We start from the raw sequence: 20797 nt of genomic DNA, 5'->3' as shown, positions 1-20797 counted from the left end.
TGAATATTCCGCCTCAGATGGCCTTAGGCAGCTTGGTGATAGCGCGCCAATGATAGACCTTCAGTGCTGATTTCAGGATCACGTGCCAAAACCAGATCGCTGATTAATTTTCCTGAACCGCAGGCCATGGTCCAGCCTAGCGTGCCATGTCCGGTATTCAGGAACAGGTTTTTAAAGCGGGTTTTTCCAATAATTGGTGTACTGTCCGGAGTCATTGGACGCAAGCCTGTCCAGAAACTGGCCTGATTCATGTCACCCCCTGGGAATAAATCACGGGTCACCATTTCCAGCGTGCCGCGACGGTCTTCATTCAGACCCAAATTAAAACCGCTCAGTTCCGCCATTCCACCCACGCGAATGCGCTGGTCAAAACGTGTAATCGCAATTTTATAGGTTTCATCCAGCACGGTAGATTGCGGAGCGAAGGCTGGATCTAGAATAGGAATGGTTAATGAATAACCTTTTACTGGATATACCGGCAAATTCAGTTCAAGCGGTTTAAGGAAATCACGTGAATAACTACCAAAGGCCAGCACATATTTATCTGCCGTGAGCACCTGACCATTGACCAGAACACCTTTGATCTGGTCACCTTCTACAATCAGCTTTTCAACGTTTTGATTAAACTTAAACTCTACACCCATCCCTTTGGCATGTTCTGCCAGGGCATTGGTAAACAGATAGCAGTCACCTGTTTCATCATTGGGTAAATGAAGACCACCCACCAGTTTGTCTTTTGCCTGTGCCAATGCCGGTTCTACACGCGCCAGTCCATCGCGATCCAGCAGTTCAAACTCAACTCCAGTTTCCTTCAGAACTTCGATATCGCGCTGAACTGCATCCAGCTGCGCATCTTTACGGAAAATCTGCAAAGTACCTTTCGCGCGGTTTTCATAAGAGATGCCAATATCACGGCGCAAATTACGTAAACAGTCACGGCTGTATTCAGCCACACGCACCATCCGTTCTTTATTGACTGCATAATGCTGGGCATTACAGTTTTTCAGCATTTGTGCCATCCACTGCAATTGCCACAAGCTGCCATCGACATTAATCGCCAACGGTGCATGATGCTGAAACATCCATTTGACTGCCTTAAATGGAATACCTGGTGCAGCCCAAGGGGTCGAATATCCTGGAGAAATCTGCCCGGCATTACCGAAGCTGGTTTCTTGCGCCGGACCTGCCTGACGATCCAACACAGTCACGGTTGCTCCCTGCTGCGCCAGATAGTAAGCGCTTGCCACACCAATCACACCACTACCTAAAACCAATACGCGCATTACCTTAACCCTCAAACATCTTTTCAGTTTATTTCACTAGTATATTTTTGCTTTAATAGTTAAATTCACTATATTCAGACTATATATTCAGTGAAATAAATATTTTTTCGGGCAGAATTAAAAAAAAGAGGGAAATATTGATGCGCAAATTAGACCGCATTGACCGCATGATTCTGGATATCCTGCAACGCGATGGCCGGATTGCCATTAGCGAACTTGCAGCACGCGTCAATCTATCGACCACACCCTGTTCAGAGCGGGTAAAACGGCTAGAGCGTGAAGGCATCATCATGGGCTATTACGCCCGTTTAAATCCGGAAATGCTGGAGCGCAACCTGCTGGTTTTTCTGGAAATTAAACTCTCCGCCAAATCAGGAGATGTCTTTGATCAGGTGGCACGCAATCTGACTGAGATTCCGGAAGTCCTGGAATGCCATTTAATTTCTGGTGATTTTGATTATCTGGTCAAAGCGCGTTTAAAAGAAATGAGTGCTTATCGCCGCCTGCTGGGGGATTTACTGAAAAAACTACCCGCTTCTGCATCTTCACATAGTTATGTGGTGATGGAAGAAGTCAAAGAAAGTTTATATCTGGACTTGGGTATTTAGTAATGATGGCTTTTAAAAGCTACTGGCAGAAACAGCAAAGCCCCGAACGGGGCTTTAAGATCGAACATTGATTGGACTTATTAAATCTTAAGCAGGAATGCGGAGCACCTGTCCCGGGAAAATATCATCTGCATCTTTGAGTAACGGACGATTAGCCTCAAAAATCTTATTATACTGATTGGCATCACCATAAAATTCTTTTGAGATTTTTGACAAACTGTCACCTGATTTCACCGTGTAGAACTTACTTTCCGGCTCAGGACTACTCACTGTAAGCTGATCATCCACTTTGGCCACATGATCAATATTACCCACGGCCAGAACAATCTTTTCACGATCGGCCTGACTTTGTACCTGACCTCTGACCGTCGCCAGATCTGAGGCTGAATTATAACTGATGGATAAACCAGTGATCGGAAGGCCCAGACTTTTCACATGGCCGAGTAATTTATTTGCCACTTCCTGAGCAGAAGGCTCCGCAGGTTGTGCTGCAGCCGGCGTTGTCGTTGTAGGTGCAGCCTGTGGTTCCGCAGCAGCTGTATTCTTCTTACCGATACCTTTTACAAAATCAAAAAGACCCATAGCGGACTCCATTCTTGTTGTTAATGTCACATCACTCTTATTTTTATAATGAAAACTCTAGAGAGATAGTTAGTCATTGGTGACAGAAAGGTAATGGATTGTAAAACCTCCATTCATGTGAAATGCAGACACAAAAAAACCACCTCAAGGGTGGTCTTTATGTTCAGCAAAGCTGAAATCGGCGATTAACCTAGTTTCTTAGAAACGTAGTCAATTGCAGATTGAACAGTTGTGATTTCGTTAGAATCTTCATCAGGAATCGTGATGTCGAAGTCATTTTCGAAAGACATAACAAGTTCAACTAGATCTAGAGAATCTGCACCTAAGTCATCCATGAAAGACGCTTCGTTTTTAATCTCTTCGATTTTGATACCAAGTTGTTCTGCAACTGCTTGCTTAACACGTTGTTCGATATCGCTCACAGGAATTCTCCTCATTGCTTGTGGCGTTTTTAATGCCGTTAGTTTAATTGAATCTAAAAAATTTGGAAAGTTTATACTTGAGCTTAGCTCATGTATAAGCCCCCATTTACATGCATAACTGTACCAGTAATGTAACTGGCTTTATCCGAAGCCAAGAAACTTACGGCATTTGCGATATCTTGTGGATCACCTAAACGGTTTAATGCCACCTGCTCAGTCATCTTTTTACGAATTTCTTCGCTTAGCTGTTCAGTCATTTCAGTCGCAATAAAACCTGGTGCTACCGAGTTTACGGTAATTTGACGGCTACCCATTTCTTTGGCAAGGCTACGGCTAAATGCCTCAATACCTGCTTTGGCAGCAGAATAATTGGCCTGACCCGGGTTGGCAAAGTGTGCCACCACAGAACTGATATTGATAATGCGGCCGAAACGCGCCTTGGTCATGCCTTTGAGTACACGCTTAGACAAACGGTAAACTGCTTTCAGGTGAATATTTAAAATATCATCCCAGTCATCTTCAGACATACGCAGCAGCAAATTGTCTTTGGTAATACCTGCATTATTGACCAACGCAAGGACTGGACCATAGTTCTGTTCGATGTCCGTTACCAGCGCATCAATCGCAGCACCATCACGTACATCTAGTACTTTTCCAGCGCCATTTTCAGCAAATTCTGCCGATAATTTTTCCGCACCTGCTTCAGACGTTGCAGTACCTACGACAAAATAACCGTCTTGAATCAATTGCTGTGCGATCGCAGCACCAATACCACGACTTGCACCTGTTACCAGAGCAACTTTACGTTCCTGTGTCATGCACTTTTCCCTTCTGCCGCCAATACGGTGTTTAATGCATCTTCCAGACGAGATTGACTGTCCAGTGGAAGTGCTTTTTGAATATTCGGCAAGCGTTTCGCCAAGTTGGTCAATACATTACCCGGACCACATTCTACGATGTACTCAACACCTTCATCTTGAAGGAATTGTAAGGTTTTAGTCCATTGTACCGACTCATAAAGTTGCGCGGTCAACGCCTGACGCAATTCATCTACACTGGTTGCCGCTTGCGCGCCTACATTTTGTAATACAGGAATGCGTGGTAGCTCAATGGCGGTTTGTTCCAATGCCGGAGCAAACTGTTCAGCAGCAGGTTTCATCAATGAACAATGCGATGGAACCGATACTGGCAATGCAATGGCTTTTCCGCCGTTTTCTTTGGCCAATGCCATCACTGCTTCAACGCGATCTTTATTGCCTGCAACGACAACCTGCCCTTGCGCATTGTAGTTCGCCGCTTCGACAGAACCTTCTCCTGCTGCAGTTGCTTGTGCACACAGCTCAATCACTTTGGCATCGTCCAGACCCAAAATGGCAGCCATCGCGCCCACACCCTGAGGTACTGCAGTCTGCATGAGTTTGCCACGCAAGTTCACCAGCTTCGCAGCATCACCCAGGCTTAAAGCACCCGATGCGACCAATGCACTGTATTCGCCCAGTGAATGGCCTGCCAGATATTTCGGTGCTACACCGCCAGATTCCAACCAAACGCGCCATAAGGCAATACTTGCAGTCAGCAATACTGGCTGGGTAAATTCAGTTTGATCCAGACCTTCGCCAGTTTGCGCAATCTGCCACAGATCAAAACCGACGGCTTCAGATGCTTCTGCAAATGTCTCGTGAATACTCGCAAACTGTTCTGCAAGTTCAGCCAGCATACCGGCTTTCTGTGAGCCCTGACCCGGAAACACAAATGCAGTTTTCGTTGCGGGTGCTGCTTGTTCGAGTGGTGTAGCAGACATAATAAAATCCTTTCATTCAAGAGGTGTGCTTCTTCAATCCTAACCAGAAGACTGACCAATAAGACCACCTAAATCATTGTGGAGCGCAATTTAGCATGTAATTTTGCTGGCGGTAATTGCCAAATACAACAAAAAACCGATACACCTAAAAATCAAAGACAAAAAAAAGGGAGCTAAATGCTCCCATTTTTTCTACTAAGCTTGACGCTTAATACATCACCAATTATTCAGCAGATGCTTTAGCGAATAATTGACGACCACGGTAGATACCATCTTTAGATACGTGGTGACGACGGTGAGTCTCGCCAGTAGCTTGGTCTACAGTTAATGCATTCTCGGTTAAAGCGTCATGTGAACGGCGCATGTCACGGCGAGAGCGACTTTTACGGTTTTGCTGAACGGCCATGATGGCTCCTTACAAAGATCGAAAAAATGGATCAGAACAAATTCGATTGTCTTATACACAAGAGTATAACACAAAAATTAGTTAAGTTTACCCTTCAAAGCAGCCAAAACTTCAAACGGGTTGTCCCGTTTTTCTTCAGCCACTTCTTCTACGGCAGGTTGATGCTTATGTTCACAAAACTCATGTTTAGGCGACAACGGCATCAACAATAACAGTTCATCTTCTATCAGCGCGAGTAAATCAGCGGTCGCTGGTGCATCATAATCACCTTTGGTCGTTGCTTCACTTTCACCTAGGACGATGAAATCAGCATCCTCATCCAAGCGCTCTATCAGTGACTCATCATCCACAAGTGCCAAATGGAACGATGAAACCAGTTCAATTTCTACAGTTTCCAGACAACGCTGACATTCCATAGGAACTTTTGTTTCAACGTGACCATCTAGCCATGCAATACGATGATAGGCATCCATTGATAGCTTACAGTCTATGTTAATCAATTGATCATCAATTGATCCAACAGCTTCACGAGCGATACGAACAAAGCGGGATAAAGGCAGTTGACCTGACCATTTAAAACCCTGTTCAGCCCATTTAAACGGCTCAATCTGTGCCGGAAAGGTATTTGCTGACATAATTAAGGCGGCAATTCTACAAATTCATCAGTACTCTGTCAAAGATTAAGATACAATTTTGTACTTATTTCGACAGACCATTTGGGTAACTCAAGTCATGCATCTGTTGCAGCCGCAAACAGAAGTGAATGTTTCATCACTCGTTAGCACAATTCCAAGCCTTGATTCTGACAGTTCAACACAACAAGTGCAACTCTCGCCATGGGCGAATTTATCGTCAGAAGCGCAGCAGGTGGACTGGCTCATCTTACACTTTAATCACTGGTTTTCCCATTTAAATGTCACTTTAATGCGTGGCGAATTTGAACCAGAATATTTCCCTGCAAGTACAAACAGTCCTGCCCGGATCCAGTTTGCCCATGGTTTCTTTAATAGCGCTTTGCATGAAATCAGCCACTGGACCATTGCCGGAGACAAACGCCGCCTGCTGCCTGATCTGGGTTACTGGTATGCCCCGGATGGGCGGACCCGTGAACAGCAGGCTTTATTTGAACAGGTGGAAATCAAGCCACAGGCAATTGAGTGGATGTTTGCCCAGGCTTTTGGCCGTAAATTTCGGGTTTCTTTGGATAACCTGACTGGCGACGGCGGTGATGGTGCCAGCTTTAAAGATAATGTCTACGCTCAAGTACAGGCTTATTTTAATGGTACAGCCAAACTTCCATGTGATGCAGCGCGCTTTATCCAATGTATCTGTATCTGCATTAGAGGTGGCAAAAGTTTACAATCTGATGAATTTATACGTGAAATGCTTGATTAAATTACACAAATCTACCTTTTTTATGATTGCCAGATCTTGCCTGAGCGCCACATAATAAGCCATCAGCCCAAGCTTGGAGTAGTCTCTATGCTGCATTTACGCGTACACCCAGACAATCCGCAACCCCGCTTAATCAGTCAGGCAGTGGAACGTATCCGTGCGGGTGAGGTGGTGGTCTATCCCACTGATGCGGCCTATGCGATTGGTTGCCAGATTGGGAACAAGAGTGCCATGGAGCGGATTGCGCAAATTCGTGGTCTGGGCCCAAAGCATCAATATGCGATTCTGTGCTGTGATTTGTCCGATATTGCCACTTATGCCAAGGTGGACAATGCCATGTACCGTTTGCTGAAAAATAATACACCGGCTATTACGACCTTTATTTTACCTGCGACCAGCGAAGTCCCGCGTCGGTTGATGCACCCCAAGAAAAAAACCATTGGTCTGCGCATTCCAAATAATCCGGTGTGTCAAATGTTACTGAAAGAACTCGGTGAACCGCTGTTGACCTCTACCCTGATTTTACCGGGTCAGACTGACCCACTCGATGATCCTTATGATATTGAAATGCAGCTGGGCAAACGCATTGATGTTTTTGTAGATAGTGGTTTAGGCACGTTGAGCACGACCTCTATTGTAGATTTATCTGGTGATCATCCAGAAGTGATTCGTCGTGGTATGGGAGATGTCAGCGCCTTTGAATAAACGACGCTTGAGAAATTCCTACAAACATTCGGGGAGTCAAAATGAATGGATTTATTTTATCTCCTGCTAAATCAGCATGAATTTTCTGCACAGGATTTAATCTATGCAGAACTGCCTTGGACACTGCAATCCAAGGCAGTCATGGTCGAAGCACATTTTCCTTCCCATCCCACTGTAAATATTGATCATACTGAGTACCAATTTTTCCTGACGTTGGCTGTAGCGAGACAGTTGTTGCAGATCTATTCAAACCAAAATGTATGCCTGGCAGAAACTTGCCAACGTATCATTGAATTTGCGACCAAGGAATACAGCCATTCCTCACCATGAAAATCTAAAACAGCATAGGGTGAGAGGTTGCAGTTCTATTCTTTTCAATTCGGCAGATATGCAGTGGCTGGCAAAGACAGTTTAGGAATCTGAACTACGTTCATAATGACGAACCGCAATGAAATTTGGACATTGCGATAGCTTCTGTTCATGATGCATGAGCTCTTCACCCAGTTTATTTTTCAGATACACATGAAAAACAATCTGATCTTCTTCCAGTACATTCAGCATCGCCGTACGTGCTTTGGGTTCCATGACTTTAAAGGAATTGATCGACTCACAAGACATGGCTTGCATATCCAGTTTAATTCGCTCATCCAGCTGGTCGCCCTCATAAGCCATATGCCGCATGTAAAAACGAATATTGGGATATTGGTCCAGCACACTAAAATCCATTTTCATGGCCTGCATGACAGGTCGGGCCTGTTCCGCAAAAGCTGAAAATCCGCCTGATTTCAGTCCTGTGCGTGCTTCATCTTCAAGCTGCATAATCTGATATTTGGGATAAGCCCAAAATCCCCCGAATGCGATCATCCCAATAACAACCAGAATAAGTGGCATGCTTTCTTCACCTTTTTATTGATTTTTGTGATTCTTGACTATTTTTCGAGAGTATAGCGGTATTTTTGACCAAAAATTACAGGGAAATAGTTTATTAATACTTATTAATTTTATGTTTTTTAATGGGAAATCCGTTTAAAAATCATTCGATATCTGCCAGCTAGCTTATTTACTCTTTTGAGGAGAATCACTGTATTGATCGAGTTTTGAAGTGAATCAACTGGCATCATCTACCAGATAAGCTTAATTATGAGAGCCAATTTAGCATGAAAATCACCGCTGCATTTCCCGCCCGATTCTGCCATTTTCCTTTGTGCTATTTTAAAATCGCAGATAAATTCCATTATTTTTTTAAGTTTTTATGGCTTTGACGGCTTATTTAATTTATTTAAAGTTACTTTTCCAGTACAATGACAACGCTTAATCCTGTGCTTTTCTTTCGATCAGATACCGAAAATCAAGCCTTTGCATGCCTTTGAAAATTCGCGTGGCCTATAATTGTAATGACTCAAATTATCCATAACACTATGGAATCTGCTCCGCACATTCGGGTTCTGGATGAATGGCAGGATACAATTCCAGAGGATCTGTACATTCCTCCAGCGGCATTTGAAATCTTATTAGAACATTTTGAAGGCCCACTCGACTTTTTAATTTACCTGATTCAAAAAAACGGTTTTGATCTGTTACAGGTCGATATCGCGCCGATTGCAGCGCAGTATTTGTCTTATATGGACGCGATGAAATCCCTGAACATCGAGCTGACGGCCGACTATATGGTGATGGCGGCCTTACTGGCAGATCTGAAATCACGTTTGCTTTTGCCGAAACCGAAAAGCCTGACTGCGATTGAACAGGATCCAAAACAAGAACTGATTGACCGTTTAGAAAATTATTTAAGAATTAAACAGGCAGCAGAACGTCTGGGCCAGATGCCGATTCTGGAACGTGACACTTTCACCACCAACGTCAGTTTGGGCGAAATCCAGCAGCCGAATGAAGGCTATTCAAGCGATTTATTGCGTGATGCCTTGCTTTGTATATTTAATCGTCCTGAACCCGTGATTCATCAGGTGCAACAGGAACCGGTACTGCTGGAAGAACGTATTGCCTATATTGAAAGTTGTATTGAAACTGGCGCAATACTCAGCTTTAAGGACTTGTTAAAACCGAGCCAAGGCCGTATGGGTATGGTGGTAACCTTTATGGCGGTGCTGGAACTGACCCGACAACAAAAAATTCAGATTATTGCTACAGGTATTGAAGCCCCGCTCGCAATTCAAGGAGCCAGTCAATGACACTCGATCAAAATACGCTGTTATCTGCAGAAGATAATCTGCATGAAGTATTGATGCAGCTTGAAGCCATTATTTTTGCCAGCGACTCCGCGGTTTCATTGGCTCGTCTGAAAGAAGCTTTTCAGGATCGCTATAGCAAGCAGGAATTACGTCAGTATTTACAACAACTTTCCATGCTGATGCATGGCCGTTCGATCGAACTGATTGAAACAGCACAAGGTTATCGTTTTCAAGTGCGTGCAAAATATCGTAATATTATTGCACAGACCTGGCCTGAGCGACCGGCTCGCTTGTCGCCTTCATTACTAGAGACGCTTGCGGTGATTGCTTATCACCAGCCAGTGACCCGAGCGGATATTGAACAAATTCGTGGTGTCACGAATAACAGTCAAAACTTGCGTACGCTGTTTGACTGGAACTGGATTAAAGAGTCTGGATTTCGTGAACTCCCTGGAAGACCTGCGTTGTTAATGACAACGCCACAATTTTTAAATGCGTTTGGCCTGAATAGTTTGGGCCAATTGCCTCCCCTGCAGGATGCCAAGGAAGCTTTTATGGCCCTCGATGCGAATGCACCGAAGTCATAAATAGGTGAACTGTTGATAATTATTTCTAAGGTTATGCTGTCATGAGTGAAAAGTTGCAAAAGGTGCTTGCACGCGTTGGTTTGGGTTCTCGCCGTTATATGGAAGAAGTCATTGCCGCGGGTCGTGTAAGTGTCAACGGGCAAATTGCCCAAGTGGGTGAACGAATCGAACCAGGTGATGAGCTTCGCATCGATGGTCGTAAAGTTGCCTTCCAGATTGAAGACGAAATCCGTCGTCGTGTCATTATCTATTACAAGCCTGAAGGCGAGATCTGCTCACGTAGCGATCCTGAAAACCGTCCGACCGTGTTTGAGCAGCTGCCTGCTATTCCGGGCGATCGCTGGGTAATGGTGGGTCGTCTGGATATTAACTCGACCGGTCTGCTACTGTTCACAAATGATGGTGAACTTGCCAACCGCTTGATGCACCCATCGAATGAAATCGAACGTGAATATGCAGTTCGTGTCATGGGTGAAGTTACACCACAAATTCGTAACAACATGCTCAAAGGAGTGGTGCTAGACGATGGTCCGGCAAAATTCGAATCTTTCTCTGAACTCGGTGGTGACGGGATCAACCGTTGGTTCCAGGTGGTAGTAAAAGAAGGTCGTAACCGTGAAGTACGTCGTATCTTTGAATCACAAGGCCTGAAAGTCAGCCGTCTACTGCGTACCCGTTATGGTACTGTGATTTTGCCACGCGAACTGCGTACCGGTCGCTGGATTGAACTGGATAAAAACGATATCGACAACCTGACCAAAGCTGTGGAATTGAAACCACGTCAAGGCACTGGTTTGTTTGGTATGGCGAAACGCCGTAATGAACGTATGCAGGACAAGCCGATGGCTGCACGCCGTGGCGGTTTCTTGCGTCAGCAACGTCGTGACAGTGATGAGCAACCACAAAATAATACTGGCCGTGAGCGTCGTGATGACAATGCTTATGGTCGTCGTGACAGAGCTGAAAACCAGAATGGCACTCAGTTTGTGCGTCGTGAAAACCGTCCGGATCAAGGCTTTGGTCGTCGTGAAGAGCGTGATGAAAATGCGCCGCGTCGTCCATACGGTATCAACAAAGGCTTTAAAAAGTTTTAATTAAGATAAATAAAAAAAGTCAGGCACATTGCCTGACTTTTTTTATGCCTTATGCATCAGGCACTTTGTGGAATCCCTTGCGGAATGGCACCGAGTAAACGCTTGGTATATTCATGCTGTGGAGATTGATACAATTCATCTGAATTGGCGATTTCCACCAATTCACCATGATTCAGCACCATGATCTGATCTGAAATATATTTCACTACCGACAAATCATGTGAAATAAAGATATAGCTGAGTCCGAATTCATCCTGCAAATCTTGCAGTAAATTCAGCACCTGCGCCTGTACTGAGACATCCAGTGCCGAGACCGATTCATCGCAGATCAAAATCTCAGGCTTTAAGGTCAGGCAACGTGCGATTGCAATCCGCTGACGCTGACCACCGGAAAACTCATGCGGGTAGCGATAAAAAGCCTGAGCAGGCAAGCTGACCCGTTCCAGCAAATCCAGAGCCATTTGTTTGCGTTCGGCATCATCCTGACCAATCTTGTGAATCTGCATCGGTTCCATCAGGATTTGCCCTACGGTAAAGCGCGGATTCAGAGAAGCATAGGGATTCTGGAAAATGATCTGGATTTTACGTTGATACTGGGTAAATTCCTGTTCCGACATGTCCAGAATGTCCCGACCCTGAAACAGTGCCTTACCGCCCGTAGCCTTTTGCAGACGCATCAGCAACAAGCCAATGGTGGTTTTACCCGAACCGGACTCCCCGACCAACCCCAAGGTCTTGCCTTTGGCCAGCTGAAAAGAAACTCCTTTTACTGCTTGAAACTCATCTTTGCCAAACAGTCCTTTACGACTATAAAAAGATTTTTTCAGATCCCGTACATCCAGAATAATTTCCTCTCCGCCTTTTAGTCCACGTGAACGTTGCGGAAGCTGAGTATTCAGGCGGATATCTTCCAGCCAGGTTGAGCCATCCTGTTTCATAAAATCACTAATCATCGGCAAACGTAGCGGACGTTGCGAGAGTTGCGGGCGGCAGTGCAACAAGGCTTTGGTATACATGTCCTGAGGCCGGTCCAGCACCTCCCGAACCGGACCCTGTTCACGGATTTCCCCATGGCGCATCACAATAACCTGATCGGCAATTTCACCAACCAATGCTAAATCATGGGTAATAAACAGCATCGACATCTGGCGACGCTGACGCAGCGATTCCAGCAAGTCCAGAATCTGCTTTTGAATAGTCACATCCAGGGCTGTGGTCGGTTCATCTGCAATCAACAGTTTAGGTTCACAAGCAATGGCCATGGCAATCATGACGCGTTGCTGCTGTCCACCGGAAAGCTGCCCCGGATAGGCATCAATTTTAGTTTCTGGCGCAGGGATCCCTACTTCTTTGAGCAGTTCCAGGGTACGTTGCCGCGCCTGTTTTTTATTCATGCCCAAATGTAGTTGCAGGATTTCTGCAATCTGCATGCCTACCGTAAATACCGGATTTAGCGAAGACATTGGCTCCTGAAAAATCATGGCAATGTCTTTGCCGCACATCTTGCGCATTTCACGGGTTTTAAGCTTGAGCAGGTTTTTCCCTTCAAAGATGATCTGGCTATCTTCTGAAATACGTGCGCTTTCTGCCGGAAGCAGGCCCATAGTGGCGAGGGAAGTGACCGACTTGCCACTTCCCGATTCGCCTACCAGTGCAACTGTGGTATTGGCCGGAATCTCGAAAGAAACCCCTTTTACAGTCTCAATATATTCTTTATTTTCACCTTTAAAACTGACTCGCAGATTTTCTACGCGAAGTAGCGCAGGTGCTGTGCTTGGATTGATTTCAGACATCGTTGCGCTCCTATTTCAGTTTTGGATCTAATGCATCACGGAGTGCATCGGTAAACATCGAGAAAGCAGTTACCAATACCGCCATGGCAATTGAGGCTGCCGCCAGTTGCCACCATTTACCCAAAATCAGCTCGCTTTGTGCTTCATTTAGCATACTGCCCCATGACACTACCCCGATAGGCACACCGAAACCGAGGAAGCTCAAAATGACTTCGGACTTGATAAATGCCACCACCAGAATAGACATCTGTACCAGGGCAATATGGCTGACATTGGGAAAAATATGGACAAACATACGACGCATATTACTCACGCCAATCGCCTTGGCAGCCAGCACATATTCACGTGCTGTATGTTTCATGTATTCGGCACGAACCAAACGGAAGACCCCGGTCCAGCCAGTCAGACCTAAAATCAGGATGATTGATAAAATACCTTTCTGCTGTAACACTGCGGCAATCGCCAAAACCAGCAACAGATAGGGAATCGAGGTAAAGATATTATAAAACCAGTTTAGGACATCATCGACCCAGCCACCAAAGTAACCTGCTATTGCACCCAGTGCAGTTCCAATCAGTACAGCGACAAAGGCTGCGATTAGTCCAACCAGAATCGAGGTTTCAGCCCCCTTGATGGTTTTCTGTAAAACATCCTGACCCCATTTATCGGCGCCGAAAACCAGACTTTGCTTGAGTTCACCACTTTCATCCATCAGCTGGCCATCGAGTTCCTGATTAATAGCCTTCATGTCTTCTGCCAGCGGATCGACCACTCCATAATAATCGATGCCTGCACCTGCACCCTGCTCAGCAGCAATTTCAGCATTCAATTCAGCAATGACATCTTTTAAGGGATCAAATGGATTGACCGGTAAAGGCACAGATTCCGTGCCCTGCTCTGTATCAGATCCAGCCGGAACTGGCGCTACACTGATAAAACTCGGTGGTGCATAGCTGACCGCTACTTCTTTATTCCAGTCTTTGGCAATCAGGCCGCTCATTGACAGTACCAGCAGCAGCAGATAAAACAGCACCACATACAGGGAAAACATGGCAATCCGGTCACGTTTCAAACGGCGCATGGCCAGTTGCCATAATCCTGTTGAAGCCGATTCAGGTGCTGCTTCAGCCGCTTGTTCTTTTTTAAATATCGCACTCAGCATAATTCACCTACTTCAACTGTACACGCGGATCGACCCATTTATAGATCAGATCGGCAATCAGGTTGAATATCATGGTCGCAGCAGCGACATAGACCGTAATCGCTTTAATCACCGGAAAATCGGAACGTTCTACTGCAATAATGACTTCACGGCCAATTCCCGGAATACCAAAAAAACGCTCAATCAGGAAAGCACCGATCAGCAGTGCCGGAAGTCCTGCCATCACATCGGTAATAATCGGAATGGAGGCATTGCGCAGGACATGCACGCCCATGATACGGTTTTCACCCAAGCCTTTGGCACGCGCAGTACGTACATAGTCCTGATTAACTTCATCCAGTACGAAACTACGATACAGGCGTAATGTTGGTGCAATACTCACCACCAACATAATCAGCACAGGTAGCAAGGCGTATTTGAAAAGATTATCAGCGAAATTATCGCTCCAGCCCTGTACCGGGAACCAGCTCAATTCATAAGCCAGGAAATACTGGAACACAATGATGTACACCAGAATACTGATCGACATACCGATCGTACACAGCATCATGATCATGCGATCTGTCAAAGAACCACGAACCGAAGCCACCCCCAAAGCCAGAATGATAGAAATAATGGTTTGCAGAATGGTCAGTGGAATCAGAATGGTCAGTGACGGCCCCAAACGTGTGGTAATAATCTGTGCCACCGATTCTCCGGTACTCCAGCTCACCCCATAATCAAAGGTTAAAATCTGCTTGATAAAGATCCAGAGTTGTACGTAATACGGTTGATCCACACCCAGTTGCTGACGGATGTTCTCAATCTGTTCCGCATTGGCCATTTTACCGGCCAGAATATAGGCAGGGTCTCCGCCCACCCAGTTAAACAGCAGGAATATCAGCAAAATCACCCCGAGCATGGTCGGGATCATTTGCCAAAGCCGTCGAATAATATATGCCAGCATCGCTTGCCTTCCTTAATTTTTTCCAGAGATTTCATTAAAGAAAGCTTTGCTGTCCGGATCACGACCCAAGAAGTCTTTCACCATTTGCTCGCCATGCTTTTGTCCGCCTTGGGCCAGGACCGTATTGCGATAATGCGCACCGACTTTCTTGTCCATCAGCTGATCGCCAAAGGAGGAAAGCATATCCAGGGCAATGACCTCAGACCACATATAGCTGTAGTAACCTGCCTGATAGCCGCCCATCAGATGCCCGAACTGTCCCGGGAACTGCTGACCGTTAACATAACCCAAGGCAGTTTTACCTTCCATATCCTGCCAGAGTTTTAAAGGCTCAATGTTTTTTGCATCTTTACCATGCAGGGCCATATCATATTGGGCATATAAAGCCTGACGGGCATAATGCAGGCCTCGGCCGTAATTCTTCACATTCTTTAAGCGCTCGGTCATGGCAGCATCCACCCGAGGACATGCTGGCTCACAGTAATCTGCTACTTTTGACAAGGTTTCCAGACGGCGTGCCCACTCTTCATACATCTGTGATGGTGCTTCTACAAAGTCACGCTCTACCGAGGTACCAGACTGTTCTGTATAGCGGGTTTTCGATAGAATCCCGTGCAAGGCATGACCCATTTCATGCACAAAGGTTTCCAGCTCGTTGCTGTTCAAGCCCTTATGGTTAAAATTGGTCACCAGTACCGATACCGGACGACGCTGATTCAGGGTACTGCCGCCATAAGCTCCCCAGACAGCTGCATGCCCATATTTACCTTCACGCGGGTATTTATCGACATATAATCCGCCCAAGAATTCGCCCGTTGCTTTGTCATGTACCGCATAATATTCCACTTCATCATGCCAGGCCTTGACTTTCACCGGCTTGAACTCAATGCCATAGAGTTCCGAAGAAATAGCGAATAACCATTTTTGCGATGCTTCTGTCGGGAAATAATCCCGCAATTTTTCCTGGTCAACCTTGTATTTGGCCTGACGCAGTTTTTCACTCCAATAACCCTGATTCCAGCGTGTAATTTCTGCTTTTTCTAGTGAAACTTTTAAAGTTTCAGCCTTGAACTGACGTAATTGTTCTACATCCTGCTTTTCTAAAGGTGCAACTTTGGCATAAACCTCATCCAGAAAACCGTTCACTGCTTCCGGAGTTTTGGCCATGCGGAATTCAAGCGCAGAATGGGCATAGCTTTCCTTATCAAAAAGTTGTGCCATTTCATAACGCAGATCAATGGCTTTTTTCATGAATTGCAGGTTTTGTTCGGTCCCGCGACGCGTGTAGGCGGTCTGGTAACGTTTGCGTGCTTCATCACTTTCTGCCAGCTCCATAAAAGGCTGGTATTCCGGATAATCAAAGCCAAGCAGATAATTGCCCTTTTCATTTTTCTTTAAATTTGCGATGTAACTTTCTGGCAGGCCTTTCATTTCAGCTGGAGTAAATTCAACTTTTTCAGGGTTATCCCGCACATTTTTGGAAAAATCCTGCCCCAGTTTGGTACTTTCTTCAATAATTTCTTTCAGTCGTTTCTGTTTTTCTGCACTGAGTTGTACCCCGGTATTCTCAAACTGTTCCAGAATATCTTCTAAAAATTTCTGATCAATCGGATCGCTGGCTTTCAGTTTCTTGAACTGGGCATACAGTTTAGGATTCTGATACAGGGTGGTCTGGTATTTGCTGATTTTAAGTTCACAGTCATCGGCTGCCTGACGCAATGCAGGATCCGGATCGACATTACTATATAGTCCTACTGCAGCACCGAAATCCCGGGCTTTGGCATGCAACTCATCCCATTCAGCCAGATAAGGCCCTGCCTTGGCTTTATTTTTAATTTTCTTATTTTCAAATATCTGGATATCTTTTTGCATGGAAGCCAGACTGGCATCACATAAAGACGGAATTTCTGCAGCCTTGAACAATGGCAGCAGCTGTACTTGGGTATCTGCCGCTAAACCTTGATATCCCCCCATCATCATTAAACATAAGGTACTTAATTTTAAAGATTTTGATTTCATATTCATCTCCAGATTTTTTCTTACTTTTTCGTATTAATATCGATATACATCCATTCTGAAGACAGAATCGGATGGGACTTATGTCCAATAATTTGGGGTTGGGTCAAGGCATTACGGTAGGTGCTATAGAGCATCAGGGTCGGCATGTTGACTTCGAGAATCCTGGTCATTTTGCGATAGAGCAGATCACGCTCCGGACCTGGCGGCATGCTCTGAGTTTGCTCGTAAAGACGGTCAAATTCAGGATGCTTGAAACAGGCATTGTTGGTGACATTGACATTCTTGCCATAGAACAGCTGCATAAAATTGTCGGCATCCGGATAATCGGCAATCCATGCAGAACTCTTAAACATGGTTTTACATTGCTTTTCCAGCTTGATGCCTTCAGCAAATGGCATGGCCTTACTGGTCAATCGAATATGAATACTGTCCAGGGTCTTTTTCCAGAACTCACCCTGCTGCTGGCCCCGACTGGTATTCCCAGTAATCAGTTCAATCACCAGAGGTTTACCTTCAGGCGTTTTCCGCCAGCCATCTGCACCGATCTTGTAGTTATAGCGGTCGAGCAACATGTTGGCTGCTTTGACTGAATAGGGAATACTGCTTTTATAGGACGGTGAATAGCCTGCTACTCCTGGGGGGATAGGCATGTGCAGTTTTGCTCCATCCCCCTTAAGTAATACATTGATCATGTTTTCTACAGAAAATGCCATCGCCATGGCACGACGTAAGGCAATTTTTTCTGGCGCGAAACCACCCACGACCGGGTTTTGCATATTCCAGTAATGGTAGCTAATGGAGGGCTCTAAAATACGTGACAGCTTCACTCCCTGCTGAGCCAGCTCAGGCTTTAATTTGTCACCATCGAGGGCCTGTACGACGATATCGCCTTCAATTTCGAGCAGGTCCAGTTCATTTTTCTTAAATGCCAGCATCCGGGATTGCGCTTCTTCAATAACACGCACATCAATAGTGCCGATTTGAGGCATTTTTTTGCCCTGCATGGCTTTTACAATGGCCTGATCTTCTGCACCACTGGCTTTAAAGTCCCAGACAAAACCACGATAAGCTGGATTTGGTTTTAAGATAATCCGTGAGCCTGGTGTCCAACGGCTGAGCACGTAAGGGCCAGTTCCCACTGGCCTATTCATGACCCAACCCGCCTTGTCTTTATATTTTTCAATCACTTCACGAGCTACTGCAGCGGCAGGTCCATGTGCCAGCAACATCGGAAAGTTCTGATCCGGATTATTCAGCTTTAATACCAAGGTATAGCGGTCTGGGGTCTGAATACCTTCAAACGGATTTTCATAGGCTTTGCCATTCTTTTTGGTCAGGGCCATCCATGCGTCCAGCCCTTTAATTCGGCCATCCAGCAACCAGCTGTTCGGTGAATGCAGCTTTGGGTCCAATAGACGTTTCAAGCTATAAGCATAGTCATACGAAGTCAGTTCACGTTTTTTACCGCCGAAGACCGGATCATCGGCAAAGTAAATACCCTTTTTAACTTTAATGGTATAAGTCAAACCGTCTGCACTCACTTGAGGCAAACTGACTGCAGTCAATGGCACTAATTTTGCCGGCGAGGCCAGATAATCATAGGTAAATAAGGTCTCAAAAATCGCAGCATTAATCTTGGCTGAATAACGGTCATGGATATAACCAGGATCAAAACCGGTTTCAGCTGCCAGAAATACTGTTTTTAAAACCTTATTCGGGTTGGCAGGATTGCTGGCCCATGTCGGTGCACTCCCTGCCATCATCAAACCGGCCACTAACACCCCACTGGCCAGTTTTTTTAAAGTATTTTTATTCACATTCATACTGGTTCTTAATCTTCTCAAGTTATTTTTTAACAGGTTCAATATCCATATATTGCCAAACTGCTCTGGTCACCGGATGGGCTTTAAAGCCCTGTACATGCGGATGAATTAACCAGTTACGTATACGAGTATTGTGCAGAATCCATGGATTATCGGCTTCCATCTGACGGTTCATCTGCTCATAATATGGCGTCCGCTGCTGCGGCGGCAGTTTCATTGCAGTCTGGTACAACGCGTCATAGGCTTTTGAGGTATAGCAACTCAGGTTGCCTTGCTGCGCATTTGGCCCATACAGTAACTGGGCAAAGTTTTCCCCTTCCGGATAATCCGCAATCCAGGCTCCTCCCCACATCATATGTTTGCATTGGGTGGCTTCTTTTAAATTGTCAGCAAAATTACTGACTTTGAACTCAATTCGCACCCCGATCGCATCCAGATTCTTTTTCCATAACTCTGCAGAAATCACCGAAGAGCTTGAGCTGGTTGAATTCATTTTTAGTATCAAAGGCTTGCCATCAGGTAAGGTGCGGTAACCATCAGCGCCTTTCTTATAACCAAAGCGGTCAAGCAGTTTATTGGCCAGTAATGGGTTATAAGCAATACTGCTTTTATACTTCGGGTCATGTCCACCCACTCCCTCTGGCAAAATCATTTCAGCTTTATCGGCATGACCTTTGTACAACTGCTGGATGGCTTCTTTCTGGTTATAGGACAAGGCGAGAGCACGACGTAAGGCAATTTTTTCCAGTGAATTTCCACCAATTAACGGATCACGCATATTCATGATGGTATAGGTAATTTCCGGTTCTTTATTCGGATAATGCAGAATGCCTTTTTTCTTGTATTCACTTTTCAGCTGTTTATTTTCCAGTGCCTGTTCAGCGCCGCTTGCAGTCAGTTTGTCATAGTCTAATTGTCCAGATTTTAAGGCCAGCCAGCGTGATTGTTCTTCTTCAATAATACTAATTTTGACCTTGCCAATTTGTGGCATCTGCTTGCCTTGCATGACCTTGACAATCCGTTGATCCCACTCTGAACCATCCCCCTTAAAGTTCCAGACAAAACCGCGATAATTTGGATTAGCAGTTAACTCAATACGGCTACGCGGCACATATTTGTGTAACTGGTATGCCCCTGTTCCGACTGGATGCTGACCTACCCGATCGCCATAATGTTCGATGACTTCGCGTGCAGTACCAGCAAAAGCGACATAGGCCAGAATATAAGGAAAGTTCAGGTCTGAACGGGTCAGGGTAATTTGTAAGGTATATTTATCTAGTGCTTTTAAACCGGGAATAGGTGCATCGTAGTTGAACTTGCCAGTTTTTTTAGCCTGCTGGATGACCTGATCTGCCCCAAGGATTTTTCCCTCGATAAAAGAAAAAGAAGGAGAATGATTTTTGGGATCCATGATCCTTTGCATGGAGTAGATATAATCACGCGCCACCAGTTCACGCTTCTTGCCCTGAAATATAGGATCAGGACTAAAATAAATTCCTGGCTTGATTTTAAAGGTATAAACTTTTCCATCCTGCTCAACCTTGGGTAAAGATTCGGCTGTATTTGGAGCCAAGATTGCAGGCCGCGCCAGATAGTCATAACGCAATAAAGGCTCAAAAATAGCTTCAGCAACGCTACCACTATAAAAATTATAGGTTTTGACCATATCGAAACCGTCATCAGGGGCTTCGAAAGCCAGGTTTAAAACTTTATCCGGATGTGCAGATGATTTTGCTAAGGCCATCCCCCCTGATGTTACCGCCAGTGCTAAAACTGTCATCCTTAAAATTGCTGATTTCAAATTCACACCTATTTTTGTTTATTTAAATCATTAAAATGATTAAGGTTTTTTAAAGCGTTTATCTCTTCTGATTTGCTTCATGTTTTTTTATTTTTCAACATTCAGCCTATCTTATGAATCTAGCGTTTGAAAGCTAATTTCATGCCACTCTAGACTTTAAGTAACAATTAAGTTCTTTTTA

21 protein-coding genes are annotated in these 20797 nt (G+C 45.1%); 7 read left to right on the top strand and 14 right to left on the bottom strand.

Features of this window, described 5'->3' with window-relative positions:
* Positions 1 to 23: 23 nt before the first annotated feature.
* Positions 24 to 1283, bottom strand: coding sequence for a D-amino acid dehydrogenase (locus MWG72_RS09410; RefSeq protein WP_164542813.1), 1260 nt, complete (start codon positions 1281 to 1283; stop codon positions 24 to 26).
* A 140-nt stretch (positions 1284 to 1423) separates the two neighbouring features.
* Here MWG72_RS09410 and MWG72_RS09405 point away from each other — a divergent pair, with 140 nt between their 5' ends.
* On the top strand, positions 1424 to 1891 hold the full coding sequence (locus tag MWG72_RS09405; protein WP_004646102.1) for an Lrp/AsnC ligand binding domain-containing protein: 468 nt from the start codon (positions 1424 to 1426) through the stop codon (positions 1889 to 1891).
* An 87-nt stretch (positions 1892 to 1978) separates the two neighbouring features.
* Here MWG72_RS09405 and lysM read toward each other — a convergent pair whose 3' ends face one another.
* The 6 genes from lysM to MWG72_RS09375 all read right to left on the bottom strand — a co-directional run bounded on the left by lysM (position 1979) and on the right by MWG72_RS09375 (position 5737).
* Positions 1979 to 2473, bottom strand: a complete 495-nt coding sequence (gene lysM, locus MWG72_RS09400) for a peptidoglycan-binding protein LysM (RefSeq protein WP_004279231.1) — start codon at positions 2471 to 2473, stop codon at positions 1979 to 1981.
* Positions 2474 to 2658: 185 nt separating this feature from the next.
* Positions 2659 to 2895: an acyl carrier protein gene (gene acpP, locus MWG72_RS09395; RefSeq protein WP_004646101.1), complete on the bottom strand. Its 237-nt coding sequence runs from the start codon at positions 2893 to 2895 to the stop codon at positions 2659 to 2661.
* Positions 2896 to 2978: 83 nt separating this feature from the next.
* A complete protein-coding gene (gene fabG, locus MWG72_RS09390; protein ID WP_004646100.1) occupies positions 2979 to 3713 on the bottom strand; it encodes a 3-oxoacyl-ACP reductase FabG in 735 nt (244 codons plus the stop codon).
* A complete protein-coding gene (gene fabD / locus MWG72_RS09385; protein ID WP_247143894.1) occupies positions 3710 to 4696 on the bottom strand; it encodes an ACP S-malonyltransferase in 987 nt (328 codons plus the stop codon). The genes fabG and fabD overlap by 4 nt, the downstream gene beginning before the upstream one ends.
* Positions 4697 to 4919: 223 nt before the next feature.
* Positions 4920 to 5102 (bottom strand): 50S ribosomal protein L32, encoded by a 183-nt coding sequence (gene rpmF / locus MWG72_RS09380; RefSeq protein WP_004279227.1) that lies wholly within the window; start codon positions 5100 to 5102, stop codon positions 4920 to 4922.
* A gap of 77 nt (positions 5103 to 5179) precedes the next feature.
* Positions 5180 to 5737 (bottom strand): YceD family protein, encoded by a 558-nt coding sequence (locus MWG72_RS09375; protein WP_004279226.1) that lies wholly within the window; start codon positions 5735 to 5737, stop codon positions 5180 to 5182.
* Positions 5738 to 5834: 97 nt separating this feature from the next.
* Here MWG72_RS09375 and MWG72_RS09370 point away from each other — a divergent pair, with 97 nt between their 5' ends.
* The 3 genes from MWG72_RS09370 (at position 5835) to MWG72_RS09360 (ending at position 7532) form a co-directional block, all read left to right on the top strand.
* Positions 5835 to 6497: an elongation factor P hydroxylase gene (locus MWG72_RS09370; protein ID WP_005107719.1), complete on the top strand. Its 663-nt coding sequence runs from the start codon at positions 5835 to 5837 to the stop codon at positions 6495 to 6497.
* Positions 6498 to 6584: 87 nt separating this feature from the next.
* Positions 6585 to 7202, top strand: a complete 618-nt coding sequence (locus tag MWG72_RS09365) for an L-threonylcarbamoyladenylate synthase (RefSeq protein WP_247143893.1) — start codon at positions 6585 to 6587, stop codon at positions 7200 to 7202.
* A 45-nt stretch (positions 7203 to 7247) separates the two neighbouring features.
* A complete protein-coding gene (locus MWG72_RS09360; RefSeq protein WP_247143892.1) occupies positions 7248 to 7532 on the top strand; it encodes a hypothetical protein in 285 nt (94 codons plus the stop codon).
* Positions 7533 to 7613: 81 nt separating this feature from the next.
* On the opposite strand, the gene MWG72_RS09355 is transcribed toward MWG72_RS09360, so the two are convergent.
* Positions 7614 to 8093, bottom strand: a complete 480-nt coding sequence (locus MWG72_RS09355) for a hypothetical protein (RefSeq protein ID WP_005251100.1) — start codon at positions 8091 to 8093, stop codon at positions 7614 to 7616.
* A gap of 503 nt (positions 8094 to 8596) precedes the next feature.
* Here MWG72_RS09355 and MWG72_RS09350 point away from each other — a divergent pair.
* The 3 genes from MWG72_RS09350 to rluB are packed head-to-tail and all read left to right on the top strand — an operon-like array spanning position 8597 to position 11072.
* The gene (locus MWG72_RS09350; protein ID WP_004279221.1) at positions 8597 to 9391 is read left to right on the top strand and encodes a segregation and condensation protein A; all 795 of its coding nucleotides are present in this window, start codon (positions 8597 to 8599) and stop codon (positions 9389 to 9391) included.
* Positions 9388 to 9978, top strand: a complete 591-nt coding sequence (gene scpB / locus MWG72_RS09345) for an SMC-Scp complex subunit ScpB (protein ID WP_005104832.1) — start codon at positions 9388 to 9390, stop codon at positions 9976 to 9978. The genes MWG72_RS09350 and scpB overlap by 4 nt, the downstream gene beginning before the upstream one ends.
* A 41-nt stretch (positions 9979 to 10019) precedes the next feature.
* Entirely contained in the window at positions 10020 to 11072 is a 1053-nt protein-coding gene (gene rluB, locus MWG72_RS09340; RefSeq protein ID WP_004646093.1) for a 23S rRNA pseudouridine(2605) synthase RluB, read from the top strand.
* Positions 11073 to 11128: 56 nt separating this feature from the next.
* Here the strand turns inward: rluB and MWG72_RS09335 are convergent, their stop codons facing one another.
* Genes MWG72_RS09335 through MWG72_RS09310 form a run of 6 tightly spaced genes read right to left on the bottom strand, consistent with a single transcriptional unit; the run spans position 11129 to position 20595 of the window.
* The gene (locus MWG72_RS09335) at positions 11129 to 12865 is read right to left on the bottom strand and encodes an ABC transporter ATP-binding protein (protein WP_247143891.1); all 1737 of its coding nucleotides are present in this window, start codon (positions 12863 to 12865) and stop codon (positions 11129 to 11131) included.
* Positions 12866 to 12875: 10 nt separating this feature from the next.
* Complete coding sequence (locus tag MWG72_RS09330; RefSeq protein ID WP_247143890.1) at positions 12876 to 14027, bottom strand: ABC transporter permease; 1152 nt, start codon at positions 14025 to 14027, stop codon at positions 12876 to 12878.
* Between the two features lie 7 nt (positions 14028 to 14034).
* The gene (locus tag MWG72_RS09325; RefSeq protein ID WP_004279216.1) at positions 14035 to 14973 is read right to left on the bottom strand and encodes an ABC transporter permease; all 939 of its coding nucleotides are present in this window, start codon (positions 14971 to 14973) and stop codon (positions 14035 to 14037) included.
* Positions 14974 to 14985: 12 nt separating this feature from the next.
* Positions 14986 to 16992: a M3 family metallopeptidase gene (locus MWG72_RS09320; protein WP_247143889.1), complete on the bottom strand. Its 2007-nt coding sequence runs from the start codon at positions 16990 to 16992 to the stop codon at positions 14986 to 14988.
* A gap of 20 nt (positions 16993 to 17012) precedes the next feature.
* Entirely contained in the window at positions 17013 to 18815 is a 1803-nt protein-coding gene (locus MWG72_RS09315) for an ABC transporter substrate-binding protein (RefSeq protein WP_247143888.1), read from the bottom strand.
* A 22-nt stretch (positions 18816 to 18837) separates the two neighbouring features.
* Positions 18838 to 20595 (bottom strand): ABC transporter substrate-binding protein, encoded by a 1758-nt coding sequence (locus tag MWG72_RS09310; RefSeq protein WP_247143887.1) that lies wholly within the window; start codon positions 20593 to 20595, stop codon positions 18838 to 18840.
* Between the last annotated feature and the right edge of the window lie 202 nt (positions 20596 to 20797).

Origin of the sequence: Acinetobacter lwoffii (assembly GCF_022967985.1) — a bacterium.
In the GTDB taxonomy this organism is placed as follows: Bacteria; Pseudomonadota; Gammaproteobacteria; order Pseudomonadales; family Moraxellaceae; genus Acinetobacter.
This window is presented reverse-complemented; position numbering and strand designations above follow the sequence as displayed.